This window comes from Pseudomonas sp. LFS074 (genome assembly GCF_047978165.1).
Taxonomy (GTDB): domain Bacteria; phylum Pseudomonadota; class Gammaproteobacteria; order Pseudomonadales; family Pseudomonadaceae; genus Aquipseudomonas; species Aquipseudomonas putida_P.
The window spans coordinates 3,761,114-3,783,278 of the sequence record NZ_JBFPFV010000001.1 but is presented as its reverse complement, the minus strand read 5'-3'; the positions used below and the strand labels follow the sequence as shown (position 1 = coordinate 3,783,278).

Genomic DNA, 22,165 nt, shown 5'->3' with positions numbered 1-22,165 from the left:
TCCTCACCCCACAAACTGCGCCTGCCGCCGCCGCACTTCCTCGCGCACCGCCGGAATCACCCAGCGCCCGTAATCCACCGTGTCATACAGCGGGTCATAACCGCGGTTGAGAAAAGTGGTCACCCCTAGGTCGACATAATCGAGCAACGCCTGGGCCACCGTTTCCGGCGTGCCCACCAGCGCAGTGGTATCGCCATAGGCACCCACTGCGGTCGCCGTCGGCATCCACAACGCCCGATCATGCCGGTCGGCGCGGGCGGCGGCAGCGAGCAGGCGCTCGGAACCGGTGCCTTTGATACGCTTCTGCCACGGGCTGTCTGCCGCAAACTGCGGGTTGGCTTTGATCTGCGCGAGGATCTGTTCGGCGCGCTGCCAGGCCTGTTCTTCGGTGGCAGCCAAAATCAGCCGCACCGACAGACTAATCCTGGGTGCGGCTACGCCTGCGGCGGCCGCGGCCGCCTTGAGTTTGCCGATCTGCTCGGCAACACCGCTCAGCGGCTCACCCCACAGGGCATACAAATCCGCATGCTTGACGGCGATCTGGTAGGCGATATCGGACGAGCCACCGAAGGAAATCGGGATATGCGGCTGCTGCAACGGTTTGACCGGTGAAAAAGCACCTTTGATGTTGAAGTAGCGGCCCTCGAAGTCGAACGGTTCCTCGGCGGTCCAGGTGCGGCGGACAATCTCGAGGTACTCGTCGGCACGCCGGTAGCGCTCGGTCTTGTCCAGCAGGGTGTCACCTTCTTGCGGCTCGGCGGTAATACCGGTAATTGCGTGCAAGCGGATGCGCCCGCCGCCGGTGGTATGGTCGAGGGTGGCGAATGCCCGTGCGGCCACCGTTGGCGCTGTCAGGGCCGGGCGGTGGGCGATCATGAAACCCAGGCGTTCGGTGTGCGCGGCCGCATAGGCGGCAATCTGCAGGCTGTCGGCGCTGCCTGGGCCGCTGGCGATCAGCACCCGGTCGAACCCGGCATGCTCATGGGCGCGGGCGTGGTGACGAATGAACGGCAGGTCGAAGTCCGCTGTGCGCACGCCACGGGTCTCGGACCACTGGCGGGGGAAGATCATGCCGACGAATTCAATGGACATGGCTGAGGCCTTTCAGGTTGAGGGTGATCAGAACTGGTAATCGACCTGGGCCAGCAGCGTGCGGCCCGGCATCGGTTGCAGGAAAGTGTTGGTGGAACCTGCCAGGCCACTGACGAAATTCAGCTCGTCGGTGACGTTGAGCATGCGCACCGTTACGCCCCACTGGGGCTGGCGGTAGTACACGGCAAGGTCGAGGTTGTATTCGTCCGGCACTTTCACCGTCTTGCTCAGGTTCAGGTACCAACTGCTGGTCCACCAGCCAGAAAGCTCGACGCCAAACCCCGAATCGAAGCGGTAGTCGACATAGCCGCCGGCGTTGTATTCGGGGATCTGCACGGCATCGAACTTGCCGGACGGGCGCTGGTTGAGGCTGTTGTTGTCGCCGAATACGGTGCCGTTGTCGGGGATGAACCCCGCCGAGGCAAACCCCGCTTGGCTGGTGAACTCGTTGTAGGCACTGATGCGGCTGAGGTTGAGGCCGCCGCGCAGGTGCTGGTCCTGGTAGCGCAGGGTTGCTTCCCAGCCTTTGACGATCAGCCGGGCAATGTTGTTGTTGCTGTCCGGCGACTGGTCGCGGGCTTGCCGGTAGGCCGCCAGGGTCAGGAACAGCTGGTCGGGCACTGCCTCCACCTTCAAGCCCACCTCATGCAACACGCTCAGGCTCTCGAAGGCCAGCGGGTTGAGCTGGTTGGCCCCGCTGCCACTGCCCCAGCCCAGGCCGTTGGTGAAGAAGCCGGTGTTCACCGCCAGCGAGCGATCGAAGGTGTAATACAGTGTGCTGTTGTCCGTGGGTTTGAAATAGGGGCTGACCTGCACCGAAAACAACCGGTAGTTGTTCGCGTCCTTGCGCGGGTTGCCGCCGGGCAGCACGAATGGGTTTTCGATGCGTGCGTCTATCCAGCTGCGGCTGGCGCCGACGTTCAGGCCTACACGCTCGCCCAGGCGCAGGTTGTGCTGGCTGAACAGGGTCTTGGTGGTCCAGGTGCTGTCTGCGGTGTACGGCGCCACCGATTCGGCATACAGGCCGTGCCCTGCCGGGTACATGGCGGGCAGGTTGAGCCAGCCGTAATAGCTGGAGAATTGCGGCACACCGGGTTGGCCGATCCAGGCAGCGTTGCCGCCAGCTGGGTTGCGGCCGCTCAGGCCGAGCAGGTCGCCGGGGTTCTTCAAGGTGGGGGCGAGGGTCAGGTCATACGCGTTGATGGTACTGCCGAAGCTGTTGTTGGCGGCGATTGACTCGTTGCGCTCGCGGCGGTAGATAAGCCCGGTATTGCTGTCGTCGATCAGGGTCAGGTCGCCCAACTGCCACTGGCCGCGCGCGCGGAACTCGAAGCGGTTGTCGAAGATGTCGTCCTTGCCCTGCACCTGGAACGCGCCCACGGCGTCGGTGGTGTCGGTGGAGTGTTGGTAGAAGGTGCTGTTGGCCAGGGTGATCGACGAGGTCAGGTCGCCTTCGACGCGCAGTTGCGTGGTGAAGCGCCGCGAGCGGTTTTCGTCTTGCGCGCGCTGGCCGGTCTGCGATGACAGCGAAGTCAGGCCGTTACCTGCAAGCGAGGGGTCGTAGACCCAACCACGCAGGCTGCCGGGGTTGGCCTGGGTGTTGGGCGAGGCGCCCTGGAAACTGCCGTTGACCACCGCGTACTGGCCCTGGGCATTGCGCTGGCGTTGTACCCAACCGAGGACTTGGGCATCGGCGGCGCCAGAGGACAGCACCGGCGACCACAAGGTATTGCCATTCTGAATGATCGGCGTGGCGCGGCCGGCGTAGTACTTGCCGTGGTCGACCAGGCCCTGGCTGGCGCGGTTCCAGCCGTGGGTGATGTTGTAGTCGTAGTAGTCGTCGTAGGCGGCGTTCCAGTCCACCCGCAGGTTGTCATTGCGCCAGGCGAGGGCGCCGTAGAAAGCGTCGAAGTTGTTCTCGACGTTGTCGTAGAAGTCTTCCTGACGCTGGCGGGTAATGCTTACCCGGTAGGCCAGGTTGTCGCTCAGCGGGCCGGTGTTGTCGATGCTGAACTTGGTGGCATCGCGGGACTCGCCATCGGGGATCCAGCTGCCGATCTCACCGCTGAGCTTGGTACGAAAGCGGTTGAAATCGGGCTTCTTGCTCAGGTAATTGACGTAGCCGCCACTGCCGCTGACCGAGCCGTAGGTGACCGACGATGGGCCGGCGACGATGTCGGCGCCTTCGTAGGCGTTGAAATTGGCCGGGTGACGTACACCGTAGGCGCGCTGGCCGTCCTGGAACACCTCGGTGTTCTGCCCGCGCATCTGCGGGGCGATACCGGCGTTCTGGCCACCGCCGCGGGTGATGCCGGGGGCGTATTTGACCAGGTCGTCGGAGCTGCGGATCGGGTCGTTGGCCAGTTGTTCGGCGTTGATCTGGGTGACTGAGCGCGGGGTGTCCAGCACCTTGGCTTCCAGGCCGCCATAGATCGAAGCGGGCGGACGGGTGGGCAGGGCGTCGTCGTCGGTTTGTTCGGCCTGCACGGTGACGGTTTGCAGTTGGGTGTCTTCGGCGAAGGCCATGGGTGTGCTGGTGGCCAGGATGGCCAGCGCCAGGGCGCTAGGCTGGAATTTTGGGTGCAGCAAGGTAACGCGGGGCATTGGCTGGGCCTCGTTCAAGAGTAGGAATGTGGGAGAAACGAGGGCGCAGCCGCGCCTGCGGTTGGTATTGGGTACACGCGGTCCCTGTACGAGCGGCCTTGTGTCGCGATAGGGCCGCAAAGCGGCCCCGGCAATCTATGTATCGACGCTGAAATCCTGGGGCCGCCTTGCGGCCCTATCGCGACACAAGGCCGCTCCTACAAAAGGCAGACCGCGTAGTAACAGGGTCAGGTTTTCAGCCACAGGCTCTCGAACCGCCAGGTACTGAACAGCGACTGCTCTGCCTGCGCGCCACCCACGCGGGTGCTGACACTGTCGAGCAGGTCGGCAAAGCCCCAGATCAACATGCCGCCGCGTTCGTATTGAATGCGTTGCGCCTGGTGCACCAGGTTCTTGCGCTTCTCCAGGTCTGGCTGGGCCATGGCGGCGAGAAAGGCCTGACTGAATTCGGGGTCGTTGAAGTGGGTCTTGTTGGCCACGGCGAATGGCGCATCGGTGTGAATCGCGCTGGCCAGGAACGGCGCACCGATGCTGCCACCGGTACTCAAGGTCCAGTCATCGCGCTGCGGCCCTTGGAAGGTGGCCAGGTCGACCTGGCGCACATTGAGGGTCACACCGATACGCCGGGCCTGCTCGGCCAGCACCAGGGCCGAAGCCAGCCCTGGCCCTGGCGTGGTCACCAACTCCACCTGCAACTGTTCATGGCCGGCTTCGCGCAGCAACTGGGCTGCGCGCTGCGGGTCATGAGGGCGTGGGCCGATGCTGTGGTCGAAGGTGGGGTCGAACGGTGCATACAGGTCGTTGGCCACCCGGCCTTGGCCATTGAGCGCACGGCGCACCAGCTCGTCACGGTCGGCCAGCAGGCGGAATGCCTCGCGCACGCGCGGGTCGTCGAACGGCGCCTTGGCGGTGTTCATGTCGAACGACAGCCAGTTGCCGCTCACCGACTTCAGCAGGCGCAGCCGTGGGTCGGCTTGCAGCACCTGCAGGTGTTCGGTGGACATGACGTTGGCCATGTCGATCTGCCCGGCCCGCAATGCCGCCAGGCGGCCGGTCTGGTCCTTGAAGTCGATGATCTCCAGTTCATCGGCATAAGGCTTGCCGGGTTTGTAGTAGTTGTCGAAGCGGGTGAACAGTGAGCGCTGACCTGGGGTGAAGCTTTTCAGTTTGTAAGGCCCGGCGCCGACCGGGTTGGTGACTGGGTGGTAGTCCACCGGCACGATGCCGCCGAAGTTGACCCAGGTCTCCGGCAGCGGCAGGTAGCTGCGCCCTTCGCGAAAGCCCAGGCGTACGGTACGGTCGTCCAGCTTGACCAGGTTGTCGCGGTCCACCCAGTGCAGCAGCGCCGCGTAGGGCGAGGCCAGCTGCGGGTCGGTGAGGCGGCGGATGGAGAAGATCAGGTCGTCGGCGTCGATGGTCTTGCCGTGGTGGAACTCCAGCCCCGGCTTCAGGCGCAAGGTCCAGCTGCTGGCATCGGCATTGGGCTCGGCGAACTCGGCCAGGGCCAGGCGCGGCTGCATCTGCTCGTCCCATTCCCACAGCTTGCTGTACAGGGCAAAGCCACGCACGATGCCGCTGCCGATGGGCTTGTGGGCGTCGAGGTTGCCGCTCTGGTTGCCGTCGATGATGCCCAGGCGCAGGCGCCCGCCATGGCGTGGCTGGTCGGCCACGGCATGGGTTGGGCCGTCGGCGGGGCCGCAGCCGGCCAGCAACCCGCCGGCCAGCACGCCGGCGTGGCCAAGGAAACTGCGCCGGCTCAGTGGGTAACCGTCCCTGGCCATGGCGTCAGGCTCCGTTGCTGGCGTGCAGTTGCACGGGTTCGGCTACAGGGCGGGCAAGGGCTGCGCGCTGGTCACGAAAGTGCGGCAGGATGTGCTCGCCGATGCGGTAGGCTTCTTCCAGGTGCGGGTAGCCGGCCAGGAAGAACAGATCGATGCCTATGCCGTGGTACTCGCGGATGCGCGCCACTACGTTGGCGTAGCTGCCTACCAGCGCGCAGCCGGGCGGGATGCCGATGTAGCCGAAGCCGGTCCACACATTGGGGTGGATGAAGAAGTCGTCGAAGGCCTGTTGCTCGTCCTTGTCGTTGTAGTCGTGCTCATAGCTCAGTTTGCGTGCCGTGCGCAGGCCCGCATGGGCAGCGCGAGCCTTGACCGTGCCCTTGGCCACGCCTTCGTCGAAGAAGCGCTTGGCCTCGGCCAGTGCCGCCTCTTCGGTATCGCGAGCGATCACGTCGATGGACAGGCCAAAGCGAATATCGGTGCGGCCCCACTTCAGCGCGCGGGCGCGGATATCGGCGATCAGCGCGGCAATCTCGTCCGGGTGCTCGGCGCGCATCAGGTAGAAGTCGGCGTGCTTGGCCGCGAATTCGCGCGCTGCCACCGACGAACCTGCCGTGCAGATCAGCGGCAGCTCGGCTTTTTTCAGCGGGCCGCGCAGGCCACCGCCCTCGGCGCGGTAGTAGGTGCCTTGGTAGTGGAACTGCTCGTTGTGCCAATAGCCGCGCACCACGTCCATGAACTCGGTGGCGCGGGCGTAGCGCTGGTCATGGTCTTCGAAGTCACCGACCTGGCGCTGGATGGCATCCGAACCGCCATTGATGATGTTCCATACCAGGCGATTGCCAGTGGCGCGTTGGTAGGTCGCGGCCTGCTGTACGGCCACCCATGGGGTGTAGTGATAGGGCTGGAAGGCGGTGACGAATTTCAGCGTGCGGGTTTCACGGGCCAGCAGCGAGCACACCGTCCACGGCTCTTCGCCGGTGGGGGCATTGACCATCAGCGCGCCGCCAAAACCGTTTATTTCAGCGGCGCGGGCGATTTGGCCGAGGTAGTCGATGTAGGTGAAGTGATCACCCACGGCAAACCCCGACACTGCACCGGTGCTGGGCCCGCCCGCATGCCAGTCGCCGCGGTTGCGCGGGTCGCCGGGAAGGAACTGGGTTTCGCCATGCAGGGGCAGGCGGGTGAAGAATTCGATGCTCATGGGCTGGCCTCCTTACTGGACGCTTGGGCTGCAATTAGGGGTGACCGGTTGGCCGCTGATGACCTGGCGGGCGAAGGGGATGGAGTCCTTCAACGAGGCATTCACCGTTTCACTGTGGCCCAGGCCTTTGTACAGGTGGCCCTGCACCACCGAGCCTGCCTTGCAGGCGTCCTGCATCAGCGCTACCTGGGTGGCGGCGGCGGGGGTCTTGTCCTCGGCGCCGGTGCCGATGAAGATCGGCTGGGCCAGCTTCAAGGTCGGGTACGACACCTGCGCCAGCCAGGGCTTGAGCTTGTCGCCCTGGTAGTCCTTCTTGGCATTGGCCGGGGTCAGGCCGGTGCCGACCACGTCGCTGACCAGTGCTGACAGGCAACTGGTGCGCGCCTGCTCGAACAGTGGCAGGGCCTTGTCGGTGTAGAAGTCGCGCGGGTCGATGCTCGGGTCATACTGCTGCGCGGCAAGCAGCGTGTAGAAGCCGTAGGCCAGGGCCGGGTCGACCTTGTTCTGGTCCTGTTCGCCGACATTTTTCGAACCCACGGTGTAGATCACCCCTGTGCCGATACTGCCCTTGACGCCCAGCTTGGGCGCATAGGTTGCCGCATAGGCCCCGGCGGCAAAGGCCCCGGCCCCCCCTTGCGACTGGCCAATGATCAACACCTTGTCGGCCAGCCCCGGTACGCCGGCGACCACGGCCTTGGCCGCATCGAGAATGCCGTAAGCGGCCATGCGGTTGTTCAGCAATGGGTGGCCGCCCGGTACACCCAGGCCCTGGTAGTCGGTGGCGACGATGGCATAGCCTTCATCCAGCCAGCGGTTGAGGTATTGCACGTCGCGGTAGCTGCGCCCGGCCCAGGACGGCGCGCAGATATCCGCCACGCCAACGGTGCCATGGCCCCAGCTGGCGACCGGCCAACCGCCCGCGGGTGCCTTGCCTTTGGGGATGAACAGCGCACCAGAAACCACGATTGGCGTCTTGCCGTCGATACCGTCCAGCGAGGTGTACAGGATGCGTTGTGCGCTGGCCGCATTGGGCAGGCTCAGCGCCTGCTCGAGCGGTTCGCTGCGCAGCAGTTTGCCGGGCGTGGCGGGGATGGCCTTGGTCCAGGTGTAGAAGGCCGACACGCGGCCATCGCCCTGTTGCGGGTCAGGTTTTGGCGCGTAGGTTTCGGCGGCCATGGCGCCGATGGACAGGGCCAGGGCGCTGAGGCCGAAGACGAGCGAAGCAGGCAGTTTCATGGGAAAGGCTCTCAAGGTTGTTGGCTGATCTGGGCGTCGAGGGACGGCCAGTAATGGGTCAGTTGCAAGTCGATCAAGGCCTGGCGGGTAAAGCCCGTGGCCAGGTCGCTGGTAATGTCGTAGGGCGTGCGAATCAGCCGGTTGGCCAGTGCGTACTGGCCCAGGGCGTCGTAATGGGTTTTAAGCTGCGCATCGCTTTTTGGCGCCCAGCGCGCTTGCCAGGCCACGGGGTCGTCCTGGTCGTCACGGCGTAGCACGCTTTCACTGACCCCCGCGCGCGATGACAGCGCGTAGTAGGCGTCGCGGTTCTGTTCCTGGGAAATCCACCAGGCCGCGCGCACCCAGGCGGTGGCCACCAGTTGCGTCAGGTCGGCGTGCTGCTGCACGAAGCGGTCGGTGCCCCACAGGTCCGAGACCAGCCGCCAATCATTGGCGCCTTGCTTGGTCGACCAGAGAATGCGCGCCACGCCTTTGTCTTCCAGGGCATAGGCTTCGTTGAGCAACACGGCGGCATCGACCTTGCCGGCGGAAACCGCAGCGGCGCCCACTTGCGGGTTGAGGTTGGCGATCTTGAAATCACTCAGTTTCAGGCCTTGGCTTTCGAGGAAGTTGCTGAAGGCGAACTCCCACGGGCGACCACGGTGCAGGGCCAGGCGTTTGCCCTTGAGGTCCTGGATGCTGCGCACAGTGGAATTGCTCGGCACCACCAGGTAGATGTTGTTGCCGCTACCGCCCGGCACCACCAGCTTGCCCGGCACCTGGCCAGCCCCGGCGATGACCGAAGGCAGGTCGCCACGCACGGCAAAGTCCAGGCTGTCGTTGCTGAAGCCTTCGTTGATCTGTGGCCCGGCGCCGGCATGGGGCAGGGCGGTCCATTGCAGTTTCACGCCGCGGGCGGCCAGTTGCTGTTCCAGCCAGCCTTCCTCGATCACCCGGCCGGGGATGCCGCCGAACACCGGCGCCCCGCCCTGGGTGAAGGCGACGATGGCAATGCGCACCGCCGCCGGTGGCTCGGCTGCCAGCGCAGCCAGGCTGAGGAACAGGCCGCCCAACAGAGCAAGGGCATGACGCCAGGGATTGTTCATGTGCAGCTCCAGGCAAAGGTTCTACAGGCCAGGAGCGAAATGCATGCCAGCCCTTCGAAAATTGGCTGCAGACCATGCGTGGTGGGGCTTTCAGCCAGGGTTAGGCTGCGTGCGGCGGGCCGGGCCTGCTGGCCGGCGGGCAGGCGAGTGCTGGCGGGTTGCTGCTGTGGCAGCAATGGGCTGCTGAAAAATCGAATATTTCCAATTCGAATATATAAATATTAATTAATAATTTTTTGATCTAATTTGTTTCATGCACTATTGGCCTGCGCGTCAACTGCCAGGAATGCCCCTATGTCGCTGATCACCCACCCCAATGCCCGCGAGCTGACCAAGTCGGTACGTGCCACCGTGCTCGTGTTCAAGGACCCGCGCTCCCAGGAGCTGCTCAGCCGCATCGAGCGCCTGGCGCCCAGCGAGGCCAACACCCTGATCATCGGCGAAACCGGCACCGGCAAAGAGCTGGTCGCCCGTCACATCCACCACCTAAGCCGCCGCGGGCGTGAGCCATTCGTGGCGGTTAACTGCGGTGCCTTTGCCGAAACCCTGGTGGAAAGCGAGCTGTTCGGCCACGAAAAAGGCGCGTTCACCGGCGCCACCAGCAACAAGGCCGGCTGGTTCGAAGCAGCCAACGGCGGCACGCTGTTCCTCGATGAAATTGGCGACTTGCCGCTGAACATGCAGGTGAAGTTGTTGCGGGTGCTGCAGGAGCGTGAAGTGGTGCGCCTGGGCTCACGCACGCCGATCCCGATCAACGTGCGGCTGGTGGCAGCGACCAACGTGAACCTGGCTGATGCAGTGGTGGCGGGGCATTTTCGTGAAGACCTGTTCTACCGCCTGCATGTCGCCACGATTCGCTTGCCGCCGCTGCGAGAGCGACCGGGGGACATCCTGCCGCTCGCGGAATTCTTCATCGAGGAGCATTGCCGACGCCTGGGGTACGAGCGTGCCTCGTTGAGCCCGGATGCCGAACGCAAATTGCTGGCGCATAGCTGGCCGGGCAACATCCGCGAGCTGGAAAACGCCATTCACCATGCGTTGCTGGTGTGCCGGTATCAGGTGGTGGCACCGGCGGACCTGCACCTGGTCGATATGCGGCCACAGGTAGCGGCGCCGGTTGCACATGCCTACTTGCCGACAGCCAGCGCGGCACCACCTGACCTGGAAAGTGCGTTGCTGGCGTTGTTCGAGCAGAATGTGCCGAACCTGTATGAGCATATCGAGGAGACAGTGTTCAGGGCGGCGTATCGATACTGCCACGGCAACCAGTTGCAGACGGGGCGCTTGCTGAACATCAGCCGTAACATTGTGCGGGCGCGGCTGGAAAAGATTGGCGAACTGTCGAAGGCATGAGGTGCCTGTGTTGGGGCTGCCGCGCACTTATCGCGGGCAAGCCCGCTCCCGCAAGTTCGGCGGCGTACCCAGCTACCAGCGATAGGTCAGGTCGGCGGTTACGGTGCGCCCCGTTCCCAACAGGCAGGCTACGGTGGCGAAGCAGCCGGCCACGTAGTACTTGTCGGTCAGGTTTTTCACATTGAGCTGCGCCGACAAGCCCTGCAGGCCGTTGTTGGCCTTGCCGAAGTCGTAAGACAGCATGGCATCGACCAAGGTGTAGCCAGGCACTTCGAAAGTGTTCTGCGCATCGCCAGAGGTGGCGCCGGTGTAGCGCACGCCAAGGCCGCCGCCAAGCCCGGCCAATGGCCCGCCCAGCAGGGTGTAGTCGACCCACAGCGAGGCCAGATGACGTGGGACCCGCACCGGTGCATTTCCCTTGTTGCTGACGCCCAGCGCGTTCGGGTTGTCCTTGGTTACCTCGACATCGTTGTAGGTATACGCGGTGATCAGGTTCAGCCCCGGCAGCGGTTTGGCTACGCCTTCCAGCTCCACCCCGCGCGAGGTCACTTCCCCCTGCTGCACGCTGAAGCCCGGGTGCTCGACATCGGTCGTGGCCACGTTCTGCCGGCGCAGGTCGAAGGCTGCCACGGTGATGTAGTTTTCGCTGCCTGGCGGTTGGTACTTAATGCCCACTTCGTATTGCTTGGCTGTTTCCGGTTCGAACGGGGAACCGTCGAAACTGTTGCCACTGGCCAGTTTGAACGACTCGCTGTAGCTCACGTAGGGGAACAGGCCCATGTCGAAGCTGTAGCCGAACGACGCGCGGGCAGTGGTGGCCTCGTCGGTGATCACCTGGTGGCTGCCATTGATGCGATTGGTGCTGTCCTGGCGCGCCCAGTCGTGACGCATGCCAAGGGTGGCGACCCAGTTGTCGAGGTGCAATTGGTCCTGCAGGTACAGCCCGACCTGGCGGTCGTCGCGGGCGGTGGACAACAGTGAGGTGTAGCGGGAAGTGTCGATCGTTACACCGCGCACCGGGTTGTAGATGTTGATCGATGGCGCGTCGCCGTGCTGCACGTCCTGGCTGCGGTGGCCGCGCAGGTAGTCGGCACCCAGCAACAGGTCATGGCGCAATGGGCCGGTGTTGAAATTGGCCAGCAGCTGGTTGTCCAGGGTGTAGTTGTCGCTGTTGTAATCGCGCAGCTCGTAATAGCGGGCCAGGGTGTTGCCATTGATCACACCGCTGTTGCGAAACAGTTGATCCTGATAGCCGTGCATGTGGCTGTAGCGCAAGTTCTGGCGGAAGCTGAAGGTGTCGTTGATGCGATGGCTCAGCTCATAGCCCAGGTTGTTCATCTCTGACTGCTCGCGGTCGAAGCCCGGCTCGTTCAGCGAGCGGTGGCGGGGTACGCGGCCGTTGGGGTTGGAGCCGTCGAACAGGGAGTAGGCCATGTTCGAGGTGAACAGGTTGGTGTTTTTCTGGTACGACGCCAGCAGGGTCAGGCTGGTGTCTTCATTCGGTGCCCAGGTCAGGCTGGGCGCGACGTACTGGCGGTCGTCCTTGATACCGTCGATCTCGTTGTCGGCATCACGGCCGAGCATCACCAGGCGGTAGGCCAGGGTGCCCTGGCTGTCGAGCAGGTCGCCGACATCCAGGCTCAGTTGCTGGCGGTCGTGATTGCCGAGCGACAGACCGACTTCACGGTGGGCGGCAAACAATGGTTTTTTCGAGACCAGGTTGATCATGCCGCCAGGCTCGCCCTGGCCGTAGATAACCGACGCCGGCCCTTTGAGTACCTCGATGCGCTCCAGGCCAAACGGCTCCGGCGCGTAATAGCCAATGTTGTTGTTGCGCAGGCCGTCGGTGTAGGCATCGCTGTTGATCTGTTGGAAACCACGCACCATCAAGGTGTTGTCGGTGGGGTTGTTGCCAGCGACGTTGGCGTGCACGCCAGCGGTGTAGCTCAAGGCTTCGGTAACGGTCTGTGCACCTTGGGCCTTGATCCGGTCACGGGTCACCACCGACACCGAGGCGGGGGTTTCCAGCAGCGCGCTGTCGGTCTTGCTGGCGCTGCTGGCGCGGGTGGCCAGGTAGCCGTTCACGGCACCGTAGGCGCTGTCGCGATAGGCATCGACGCTGGTGGGCGCCAGTTGCAGGCCCGCACCTTGTGCCGCAGGTTGCAGCCGATACTGGCGTTCGCCGCTGGGCACGGCGATCAGGCCACTGCCCAGCAACATGCGTTCCAGGGCCTGTTCGGGGGTGAATTCGCCTTGCAGCGGTGCGCTGGCCTTGCCTTGGCTGAGCACGCCATCGCCGACAATGTAGATACCGGCCGCACTGGCCAGGCGGTTGAGCTGCTGGGCCAGCGGGCCGGATGGCAGGTCGTAGCGGCGCGGGCTGTCGTCGGCCATCACCGGGGTGGCGATCAGCAACGGCAGAGCCAGCAGCAGAGGGCGCAAGGTAAACGGGAGCAGGGGCATGGGTGTTCCTTGTGGGGGCAGATGAAGCTGGGTGTTCATCTGCTAATCCGAACGAGCCGGGTAAAACCGGAACACCCCTGCGCAAAAAAACGGTGGGTTCAGCGTGGCTCGATGCTGTACCACCAAGGCAAGGTCTTGCGCACCTTGATCGGCAGGGCGCTTTCGAGCATGGCCAGGGTGCGTTCCGGGTCATTGGCTGGGAAGTTGCCCATCACCCGCAGCGCCTGCACTTGTGGAGCAACACCGAGATGACCGGGCAGGTAGGCACGCAGTTGTTCGCTGAACTCGCCAAGGCTGATGTCGTTGGCCAACAGACGGCCATCGCGCCAGGCCTGGCGCGACTCGTCCACCGCACGGGGCGGTTGTGCGCCATGGCGGTCGAAATCCGCTTGCCATCCTGCCGCAACCACCAGGCTGCCTGCGCCATCTGCGGGGTGAAGGCGCACGGCACCGTCGAACACGCTCAGGCGTGCGGCCTGGTCGCGTTGCCAGACGCTGAAGCGGGTGCCCAACGCTTGCAGGCGGCCGTAACGGGTGTCGATCACGAATGGCCGGCTGTCATGGGCGGTTTCTACCAGTACTTCACCGGCCAGCAGCTCCAGGCGGCGCAGGTTGGCGCGGTAGTCGATGTTCAATGCGGTGGCACTGTTCAGCCACAGTTGGCCGCCGTCCGGCAGGCGCAGGCTGCGCACTTCGCCGGTGCCGGTGCGCTGGTCGGCGCTGAGTGCCTGCAGCTGTCGCCTGGCGGCAGGTAGGCGCCAGCCGGCCAAGGCCAGCAGGCTGCCGCCGCACAGCAAACCGAGCAGTCCAACTGCGCGACGGCGGTCGAGGTCGGTGCGGCGCACGCTGCCCAGTGCCTGCAGTGAGGCGTCGGCCTGTAGTTTCAGCGGTGAGAAACGCTGACTGATGCGTTGCACATGGTCCCATGCCACCTGGTTGGCGTGTGCAGTCCCGAGCCATTTCTGCCAGCGCAACTGCAATTGCAGGTCTTGCGGGGCTGCAAGCAACTGCGCATACCAGTTGGCGGCTGCCTGCAAGGTGGCGTGGTCCGGGCGCTCGCTGGCGTTCATGGCAGGTCCAGTTCCAGCAGCAGGCACTGGTACATCGCCTGGGCCATGTACTTGGTCACGCTGCGTTCGGAAACCTGCAGCTGCCTGGCGATTTCCCGGTAGCCCAGGCCCTGTACGTGGGCCAGCAGAAAGGCCTGGCAGACCTTGTCCGGCAATCGCGCGAGCATTCGCTGCACCTGCTCGAGTGCCTCGAACACCAGTGCACGCTCTTCCTCGCTGGGTGCCAAGGGTTCGGGCAGGGCGGCCAAGGCCTCCAGCCAAGCCTGCTGCAGGTGCTGACGGCGCCAGAAATCGATGCACAGATGGCGGGTGACGGTGCTCAGGTAGGCGCGCGCGTGCTGCTCGGTCTGGAATTGCTGCGGCTTGCTCAGCAGGCGCACGAACACGTCATGGGCCAGGTCGGCGGCATCACTGGCATTGCCCAGGCGCTTGTGCAGCCAACCGCGAATCCAGCCGTGGTGGTTGGTGTAATATGTGTGAATCTGCTGGCTGTAAGCGGGGTCGAGACGCGACATCGGGGCATCCTTACGCTATGCGACAAGGTCTCATATGAGAATTTTTCGCAATGGTAGGCCAGGGCTGATGAACACGGCAACACTATCTGATGGCGAGATACGATTGCTAAGCCCTGCAAGACTCGGGTTAAATGAGAGTCATTATTAAAGACGTTCTGATCGGTTCAACCCATGCCCTGCGCTGACCCTTCCCTGCAAAAAGCCGTGCACACACTTTACGAGGACCATCATTCCTGGCTGTGCGGGTGGCTGCGCGGCAAGCTCGGTTGTGTGGAGCATGCCGCCGACCTGGCCCAGGACACTTTCATCCGGGTGCTGACCCTGCGCAAGGCCGCTGAGCTGCGACAGCCACGGGCCTATTTGAGCAGCGTGGCCCGCAGCCTGATGATTGACATGTTCCGGCGACGGGCACTGGAGCAGGCTTACCTGGAAACCCTGGCGACACGGCCCGAGCTGGTAGAGGTTTCGCCCGAGGCGCGCCTGCTGATCATCGAGACCTTGATGGAGATCGATCGCCTGCTCGACGGCCTGGGCACACGCACTCGCGAAATCTTCCTGATGGCCCAGCTCGATGGCTTGAGCTATGTGGAAATCGCAAGGCGCCTGAATGTGTCGCTTACCACCGTCAAAAAGCATGCAGTGCGGGCGCTGACCCATTGCCTGCTGCTGGCTGAGGCGTGACCGGTGACAGGTGCAGACCCCTTGGATCGCAACACGCTGGAGGCTGCCGCACGCTGGTACGTCGAGCTGCGCTGCGAGGCTGACGAGGCCACGCGAGCGGCACATCGGCGCTGGCTGCTGAGTGACCCGCGGCACCAGCAGGCCTGGGAGCGCCTGGGGCGTTTGCAGGGCACGCTGCAGCAGGTTGCGCCGGGTATCGCGCGGCCCATGTTGAACAGTGCCAGGGCCAAACGGCGTGAGGTGCTCAAAGTACTGTCGGTGCTGCTGATGGCGGGCGCGGCAGGTGGGCTGGCATTGCGCGAAGGTGGCGTTGCCAGCTTGATGGCTGACTTGAGCACTGGCGTTGGCAAGCGCCGTTCATTGCAACTGGACGACGGCAGCCAACTGCAGTTGAACACCGACACGGCTGTCAACGTTCGCTATACCGCCGACATTCGCGCACTTGAATTGCTCAAGGGTGAAATCCTGGTGCAAACCGTGCCGGATGCATTGTCTCGCCCGTTCATCGTGCACACCAGGCAGGGCAGTGTCCGCGCGCTAGGAACACGCTTTACGGTGCGCTGCGACAGCGAGACCAGCCGGGTTTGCGTGCTGGAACATGCCGTGGAAGTTCGCAGCGCACGTGGCGCGGCGGTGGTGCGGGTAGGCGCAGGCCAGCAATTGGCATTTCGCCTGGAAGAGATCGGTGCCCTGACACCGGCTGCGGCCATGGCAGACGCCTGGGCCCGTGAAATGTTGGTCGTGGATGACTGGCGCCTTGCCGATGTTGTCAGCGAGCTGCAGCGGTATCGCCCTGGGTACCTGGGCTGTGATGCGGCCGTCAATGATTTGCGGTTGTCCGGGGCGTTTCATTTGAGCGATATCGACAGTGTCCTGGAAAACCTCACCACCACGTTACCTGTGCGTATTCGTCGCTTCAGCCGCTACTGGACGCGTGTCGAGGCGGCCTGAAGCCTGTCCTTGTTTTTTTGTCAGCAGGGTTATCGATTTTCGTTCTCGTTCGACTTGTAGGTAGACGCGCACCAAGCGCACTGAAAAAACTGCCGCAGGGCGAAAGGAAACCGCATGCTCGCTGTCAACGATTGCAACCGTACTCTCCCGATCAACTCGACCCAAGCCAGCCTGGCGCGGGCCGTGCATCGCGCGCTGTTCAGCGTGGCGTTGGCGACACCGCTGGCAGCGGCGATGATCGCCCAACCTGCCGTTGCCCAAACCCAGGCTGAAGCGCTCTTCGACATACCCGCTGGCGCACTTGGCACGGCACTGACGCAATTTGCCTCGGCGGCCGGTGTGACGGTGTCGTTCGAGCCGTCATCGGTACAGGGGCTGCAGTCGCCCGGCCTGCATGGCCGCTACAGCGCCGACGCCGGCCTGCGCCAGGTGCTGGCCGGCAGCCGGTTGCAGGTGCTGAAGCAGGGCAGTGGCAGCTACTCGCTGCTGCCCATGGTGGGTGATGATTCCACCTTGCAGCTCGATACCACCAGCGTTACCGGCACGGCCGTTGAGTCCGCCTATGGGCCGGTAAGCGGCTACGTCGCCAGCCGCAGCGCGACCGGCACCAAGACCGACACGCCGATTCTGGAAATCCCCCAGGCCATCAACGTGATCACCGCCGACCAGGTGCAGGCGCAAGGGGCGCGCAACCTGACCCAGGCGCTGCGCTATACCCCGGGCCTGGCCACCGGCGGCTTCACCGACCGCAACAGCATTGCCGACGAAATCACCAGCCGTGGCTTTGCCCCGACCCCGTTGTATCTGGACGGCGCCTACTTGCCGTACGCCGGCAGCCTGGGCGGTGCCCCCCAGATCGACCCCTACACGCTGGAGCGTATCGAGGTGCTCAAAGGCCCATCGTCGGTGCTGTACGGGCAAAACCAGCCGGGCGGGCTGATCAACATGGTCTCCAAGCGCCCGACCCGCGAGCAACGTAGCCAGGTAAAGCTGGGCGCCGGTAGCTACAACCGGGTCAACGGTGCCTTCGATACCAGCGGCCCGCTGGACGAGCAGAAGGTCTTCACCTATCGCCTGGTCGGCGTTGCCGACAAAGGCAACGAATTGGTCGCCCATGCCCACAGCGAGCGCTTGCTACTGGCACCCAGCCTGACCTGGGCGCCGAATGAAGACACCTCGCTGACGTTGCTCGCTCAGGTTCAGCGTGACGATGGCTTGCCCGACTACCAGACGCTGCCGATGATCGGTTCGCTCAAGCGTGGCCCGACAGGCCAGCATATCGACCGGGACTTCTTCTCGGGCGACTCGCATTACAACGATTACAAACGCAACCAGTACATTTTCGGCTACGACTTCAACCACCGCTTCAGTGACGAGCTGGCATTTCGCTCTACCGCGCGCTACACCGATGTCCGTGACCGCTACAAAGGCTTTTACCTGCGCAGTTTCGTGACAGAGGGCGATGGGGTGGACTACACCCGCGCCAACCGGGTGAAGCTCGACTGGCGCCAGCACAATATTTCGTACACCGTCGATAACAACCTGGAATACAAGTTCAATACAGGCGCCTTGCAGCACACCGCGCTGGCAGGCGTGGACTACCGTCACTTCACGCGCAAGTACGATGGCTATAACGCCTACAACGTGCTGCCCGTCGATCTCTATGGCAAGAACAACTTCGACACCAGCAGCATCACCCCGGTACTGGATACCCGTTGGGACAATACCGTGCGCCAGACCGGGGTTTACCTGCAGGACCAGATCAAGCTGGACAACTGGATCCTGACCGTAGGCGGGCGCCAGGACTGGGCCGAAATCGACAACAAAGACTTGTTGGCGCACAGCATTGCTTCCCAGCGTGACAGCAAGTTCACCGGGCGCATCGGCCTCACCTATGTCACCGAGTTTGGCCTGGCACCCTATGTCAGCTATTCCCAGTCGTTCTTGCCAACCTTGGGCACGGCGGCCCCAGAGCGTGGCGGCAAGGCGTTCGAGCCCACTGAGGGCGAGCAATACGAAGTGGGGCTGAAGTATCAGCCGTTCGAGGGCACCTTGTTCACGGCCTCGGTGTTTCAGGTGAAGCAGAAAAACGTGCTGACCGGCGATACCGAGTACCCGCAGTACGAGTCGCAAAATGGCGAGGTGCGTTCGCGTGGGGTGGAGCTGGAGCTCAAATCCAGCATCGAGAACGTTGATGTCCTGGCCGCTGCCACCTACATCGACTCGTTCTATACCAAGAGTACCTATGGCGACCAGGGCAACCGCAACGAGTCGCAGGCCCCGGTGTCTGCCTCGCTGTGGGTGGACTATCACTTCACCCAGGCCATGCTCAATGGCCTGACCTTTGGCGCCGGTGCCCGTTACACCGGCCGCAAGCCGGGCAACTCGGCCAATACCTTCGATGTGCCGGCTTATGCCGTGTATGACGCTACCGTCAGCTACGACCTGGGCAAACTCGACCCAAGCCTGCGTGGCCTGCAGGCCAGCGTGAATGTGCAGAACATCTTCGACCGCGAGTACGTATCGGACTGCAACTACGCATTTGGCTGCTACTACGGGCAGGAGCGGGTAGCTTCGGTAGAGATGACCTACGACTGGTGATCAAGCCCCGGCGCCACGCGTTATACTCCGCGCCATTTGCCTATGGCCGGAGTACGCTATGCGCCAGGTTTTGCTCATCGTCGATGTCCAATCCACCTTCAGCCCACCCGAGTGGCTGGTCGATGGCCTGCGGCGTTTGTCGGCCAACATCCCCACCATTGCCTCGGTCGAGTTGCATGATGAACAGGTCACGCCGTTCGAGCGCCAGCTCGGCTGGCACCCGGCCGCCGAGGACGAAAGCCTGGTCGAGGCCGACCAGGTATTCGTCAAGCATGGCTACGGGCAACGTGCCGAGGCGATTGAGTACATTCGGCAATTGGGTGTGGAACGGGTGCTGGTGTGTGGGTTGCAGACCGAAACCTGTGTGCTGGCCGCAGGCTTCGCCCTGTTCGACGCAGGGTTGATGCCAACGCTGGTGACAGACATGACGGTAGGGTCTTCGCTGGACCGCTCGGGCAAGCTCGGTATCGACCTGTGGAAGCACCATTTTCGGCAGGTCACCACCTCATCCGAAGTACTGGCCGAACTGGCCATGCAAGGGTAGTGCATGTAGTCACTTTGCCATCATGCGGTGACAATGCGTATCATTGTCGATTGTAAACCGCTGATCGAGAAGGATCTCCATGCTGAAAATGCTCCGTCTGGCAGCTGTTCTGCTGCCTGTAACCCTGGCCTGGTGTAGCCATGCCCACGCCTTCACCGACGGCACCGACCGTTCCGTCACCCTGGAGAAGATCGCGCAGAAATTCGTGGTACAGAAAGACGGCAGCTTCCGTCTGGATGTCGACAGCGTCATGCTGATCAACGAAGACCGCGCCATCAAGACCAATGCCCAGCACCCGTTGAGCTACAACCGGTCACTGGAAACGCTGGAAGTGGTCGAGGCTTATACGCAAAAGCCCGACGGGCGCAAAGTGCAGGTGGATGCCGCGCACATCAAGGAGCAGCAAGAGCAGGCGTCTGCCCAGGCACCGATGTTCCAGGACTCGGTCAACAAGGTGGTCATCTTCCCCGAGGTTGCGGTGGGTGACCGGCTGGTGCTGCGTTATCAACGTAACCGCTCTACGCCATTGTTCCCTGGGCAGTTCGAAGACATCACCGTGCCGCAGTTCTACCCGGTCGGGCAGTTTTCGCTGACCTACGAGATGCCCCAGGGCATGCCGCTGCAGGCCGATGCCCGTGGTTTCAAGGCGTCGCCGCCTGCCACGAGTGATGGCCGTACAGTGTATCGCTGGGACTATGTACCGGGGGCGCGGGCGCGGATCGAGACGGGGGCGGTGTCGTACCTGGATTACGGCCACTACCTGGCAGTGTCGACGTTCTTAGGGTTCAAGGACTTCGCCCAGGCCTATCAGACCAGGGCCACGGTCGAGGTCACCCCTCAGATCAGCGAGCTGGCGAAGCGCCTGACCGCCGGTGTGCCCACAGCCCGGGAAAAGGCCCTGACCCTCAGTGATTGGGTGCGCCAGAATATCCGCTATGTGGCGGTGTATGTCGGTGCTGGCGGGGTGGTGCCGCATGCCGCGCAAACCGTGCTGGACAACCGCTACGGCGACTGCAAGGACCATGTTGCGCTGCTGGAGGCGCTGCTGAGCGCGGCAGGTATCAGGAGCACACCGGCGCTGGTGAACCAGGGCAACGCCTATGTGTTCCCCAAAGTGCCGACCTTGGGTGTACTGAACCATGTGATCACCTATGTGCCGAGCCTGGACTTGTACCTGGACTCGACCGACCCGTCGATCGCGGCGGGTTACCTGCCGTTGACCGTGCTGAACAAGCGCGTGCTGCTGACGGCCACCGGCGAGTTCGGCAAAACCCCGGCCATGCAGCTGAACCAGGTTTCCAGTGATTTGCTGTTCAAGGTCAAGGCCGATGGTGCCGCCGACTTCACCAACGTTTCCACGGTGAAGGGCTGGGCCAGCGAGATGAGCCGCTTTGGCTTGCAACTGATGAAACCGGCAGACCGCGACATGCTGGTGGAAAAAGTGCTGGCCGCCTACGGCCAGCGCGGCAGTGGTTCGTTCAAGGTCGCGCCGCCCGTGGGCAATGGCGATTTTGTCAGCACCGTCGACGGGCGCACGGAAAACCTGGTCAACCTGCCAGGGCCGGTGGGCGTGGCGACCCTGACCAGCCTGGCGGGCGGTATCTCGCAGAATGTGTACAGCTTCACCCTGGAAAAGGACCGCAGCCAGAGCTTTGTGTGCATTTCCAACGACACGGTGGAAACGTCGCGCTTCGAGTTCCCGGCCCAGGTCAACGTGCTGGCGATCCCCAAGCCTGTGAAGGTGCACGATGGCAATGTCGACTACAGCGCGCGTTACACCCAGGATGGCAATGCGGTGGTGGTGGAGCGGCATTTCAAGTTCAGCCGACCGGATGTGGTTTGCACGCCAGAAGACTTCACGGCCATGAAACCGGCCCTGGAGGCGATGATCCGCGACCTGCAGAGCCAGATCATCGTGCAGGCGGGGTAAATGGAAGAGGTGCAATTCGCCCTCACCATTTGCCCAGTGCCTGGTCTGTGACCCAGTCTATGAACGCCCGCACCTGCGGGCGTTTCAGTGCTTGCTGGTGGGCCACGGCATAGTAGGCGAACCGCGCCGGCCATGGCCTGTCCACCGCTACCACCAGCCTGCCGCTGCGCAGGTCTTCTTGCGCGTGGTGGTCCTGCACCAGCGCAATACCTTGCCCAGCCAGCGCCGCACGCAACAGCAGCAGGTCTTCATCGAAGCTCGGGCCGCGGCTGCAGCGGCCATCCACGGTGCAACCATGCGCCTGCAGCCACAAGGGCCAGTCGGCACGTTCGCCATCTTGCAGCAACGGATAATACAGGCAGTCCGCGGGGGCTTCGATCGCTGGCCCGCTGGCCAGCAGCGCAGGGCTTGCCACCGGCAACAGCACAGGTGCCATCAGGGCGATGCTCTGCAGCCCAGGGTAATGCCCCAGGCCATGACGCAGCGCCACATCGACGCGGTCGCGTTGCAAGTCCACCAGCTTCGCTGACGCCTCTACCCGCACCTCGATGCCCGGGTGGCGGGCATTGAAATCGCCCAGGCGCGGTACCAGCCAGGTCGCGGCGAAGGCAGGCACGGTGCTGACGGTCAGGGTGGGCGTGCGGGCCACGGTTTGCAGTTCGGCCAAGGCGCTTTCGATCTGCCCGAAGCCGCGTGACAAGCCCGGATACAGCGTGGTGCCGGCGTCGGTCAGTTGCACGCCCTGTCGGGTGCGTACCAGCAGCGTGACGCCCAGGCGCTCCTCGAGCAGGCGTATCTGCTGGCTAATCGCGCCCGGCGTCACCCCCATATGCTCGGCGGCGGCTTTCAAGGTGCCAAGACGTGCTGTTTCGGTGAACGCGCGCAAGGCAAGCAAGGGCAAGACGGCGCCCATGGGCTGCTCCTGTGTTTAGAAAATCTAAAGTTACATGGCAGAACATATCGTTTCTTATTCAAACCAGTGGTGAATAGGATAACGCTCGGATCAACTGCCAAACATTAGTTTTTCTGAGGGATTGATAGAATGTCCGTTTACG

At 63.4% G+C, this 22,165-nt stretch carries 16 protein-coding genes; 6 read left to right on the top strand and 10 right to left on the bottom strand.

The window, feature by feature from the left end; translation table 11 throughout:
• Positions 1-3: 3 nt before the first annotated feature.
• The 6 genes from ACNQP3_RS17190 to ACNQP3_RS17165 form a co-directional block, all read right to left on the bottom strand.
• Entirely contained in the window at positions 4-1,092 is a 1,089-nt protein-coding gene (locus ACNQP3_RS17190; protein WP_264316268.1) for an LLM class flavin-dependent oxidoreductase, read from the bottom strand.
• A gap of 27 nt (positions 1,093-1,119) precedes the next feature.
• Positions 1,120-3,696, bottom strand: a complete 2,577-nt coding sequence (locus ACNQP3_RS17185) for a TonB-dependent receptor (protein ID WP_264316267.1) — start codon at positions 3,694-3,696, stop codon at positions 1,120-1,122.
• 227 nt (positions 3,697-3,923) lie between these two features.
• Positions 3,924-5,477: an ABC transporter substrate-binding protein gene (locus ACNQP3_RS17180; RefSeq protein WP_060514709.1), complete on the bottom strand. Its 1,554-nt coding sequence runs from the start codon at positions 5,475-5,477 to the stop codon at positions 3,924-3,926.
• 4 nt (positions 5,478-5,481) lie between these two features.
• Entirely contained in the window at positions 5,482-6,681 is a 1,200-nt protein-coding gene (locus tag ACNQP3_RS17175) for an LLM class flavin-dependent oxidoreductase (protein WP_060492915.1), read from the bottom strand.
• A gap of 12 nt (positions 6,682-6,693) precedes the next feature.
• Entirely contained in the window at positions 6,694-7,917 is a 1,224-nt protein-coding gene (locus tag ACNQP3_RS17170) for a lipase family protein (RefSeq protein WP_012272951.1), read from the bottom strand.
• 11 nt (positions 7,918-7,928) lie between these two features.
• The gene (locus tag ACNQP3_RS17165) at positions 7,929-9,002 is read right to left on the bottom strand and encodes an ABC transporter substrate-binding protein (RefSeq protein WP_060492914.1); all 1,074 of its coding nucleotides are present in this window, start codon (positions 9,000-9,002) and stop codon (positions 7,929-7,931) included.
• A 294-nt stretch (positions 9,003-9,296) separates the two neighbouring features.
• On the opposite strand from ACNQP3_RS17165, the gene ACNQP3_RS17160 reads away from it, so the two are divergent.
• A complete protein-coding gene (locus ACNQP3_RS17160) occupies positions 9,297-10,355 on the top strand; it encodes a sigma-54 interaction domain-containing protein (RefSeq protein ID WP_012272949.1) in 1,059 nt (352 codons plus the stop codon).
• Between the two features lie 72 nt (positions 10,356-10,427).
• Here ACNQP3_RS17160 and ACNQP3_RS17155 read toward each other — a convergent pair whose 3' ends face one another.
• The 3 genes from ACNQP3_RS17155 to ACNQP3_RS17145 all read right to left on the bottom strand — a co-directional run bounded on the left by ACNQP3_RS17155 (position 10,428) and on the right by ACNQP3_RS17145 (position 14,403).
• On the bottom strand, positions 10,428-12,818 hold the full coding sequence (locus ACNQP3_RS17155) for a TonB-dependent siderophore receptor (RefSeq protein ID WP_264316266.1): 2,391 nt from the start codon (positions 12,816-12,818) through the stop codon (positions 10,428-10,430).
• Positions 12,819-12,916: 98 nt separating this feature from the next.
• A complete protein-coding gene (locus ACNQP3_RS17150; protein WP_060514706.1) occupies positions 12,917-13,888 on the bottom strand; it encodes a FecR family protein in 972 nt (323 codons plus the stop codon).
• Positions 13,885-14,403: a sigma-70 family RNA polymerase sigma factor gene (locus ACNQP3_RS17145; RefSeq protein ID WP_060492911.1), complete on the bottom strand. Its 519-nt coding sequence runs from the start codon at positions 14,401-14,403 to the stop codon at positions 13,885-13,887. Before ACNQP3_RS17145 ends, ACNQP3_RS17150 begins: the two co-directional genes overlap by 4 nt.
• Before the next feature lie 171 nt (positions 14,404-14,574).
• Here ACNQP3_RS17145 and ACNQP3_RS17140 point away from each other — a divergent pair, with 171 nt between their 5' ends.
• The 5 genes from ACNQP3_RS17140 (at position 14,575) to ACNQP3_RS17120 (ending at position 21,110) form a co-directional block, all read left to right on the top strand.
• Positions 14,575-15,084, top strand: a complete 510-nt coding sequence (locus ACNQP3_RS17140; RefSeq protein WP_012272945.1) for a sigma-70 family RNA polymerase sigma factor — start codon at positions 14,575-14,577, stop codon at positions 15,082-15,084.
• Positions 15,085-15,087: 3 nt separating this feature from the next.
• The gene (locus ACNQP3_RS17135) at positions 15,088-16,035 is read left to right on the top strand and encodes a FecR domain-containing protein (protein WP_060514705.1); all 948 of its coding nucleotides are present in this window, start codon (positions 15,088-15,090) and stop codon (positions 16,033-16,035) included.
• Positions 16,036-16,149: 114 nt separating this feature from the next.
• The gene (locus ACNQP3_RS17130) at positions 16,150-18,636 is read left to right on the top strand and encodes a TonB-dependent siderophore receptor (RefSeq protein WP_082425750.1); all 2,487 of its coding nucleotides are present in this window, start codon (positions 16,150-16,152) and stop codon (positions 18,634-18,636) included.
• A gap of 58 nt (positions 18,637-18,694) precedes the next feature.
• Positions 18,695-19,180 (top strand): isochorismatase family cysteine hydrolase, encoded by a 486-nt coding sequence (locus ACNQP3_RS17125; RefSeq protein WP_012272942.1) that lies wholly within the window; start codon positions 18,695-18,697, stop codon positions 19,178-19,180.
• Between the two features lie 79 nt (positions 19,181-19,259).
• Entirely contained in the window at positions 19,260-21,110 is a 1,851-nt protein-coding gene (locus tag ACNQP3_RS17120) for a DUF3857 domain-containing transglutaminase family protein (RefSeq protein ID WP_264316265.1), read from the top strand.
• Between the two features lie 22 nt (positions 21,111-21,132).
• On the opposite strand, the gene ACNQP3_RS17115 is transcribed toward ACNQP3_RS17120, so the two are convergent.
• Positions 21,133-22,023: a LysR substrate-binding domain-containing protein gene (locus tag ACNQP3_RS17115; protein WP_264316264.1), complete on the bottom strand. Its 891-nt coding sequence runs from the start codon at positions 22,021-22,023 to the stop codon at positions 21,133-21,135.
• Positions 22,024-22,165: the final 142 nt, after the last annotated feature.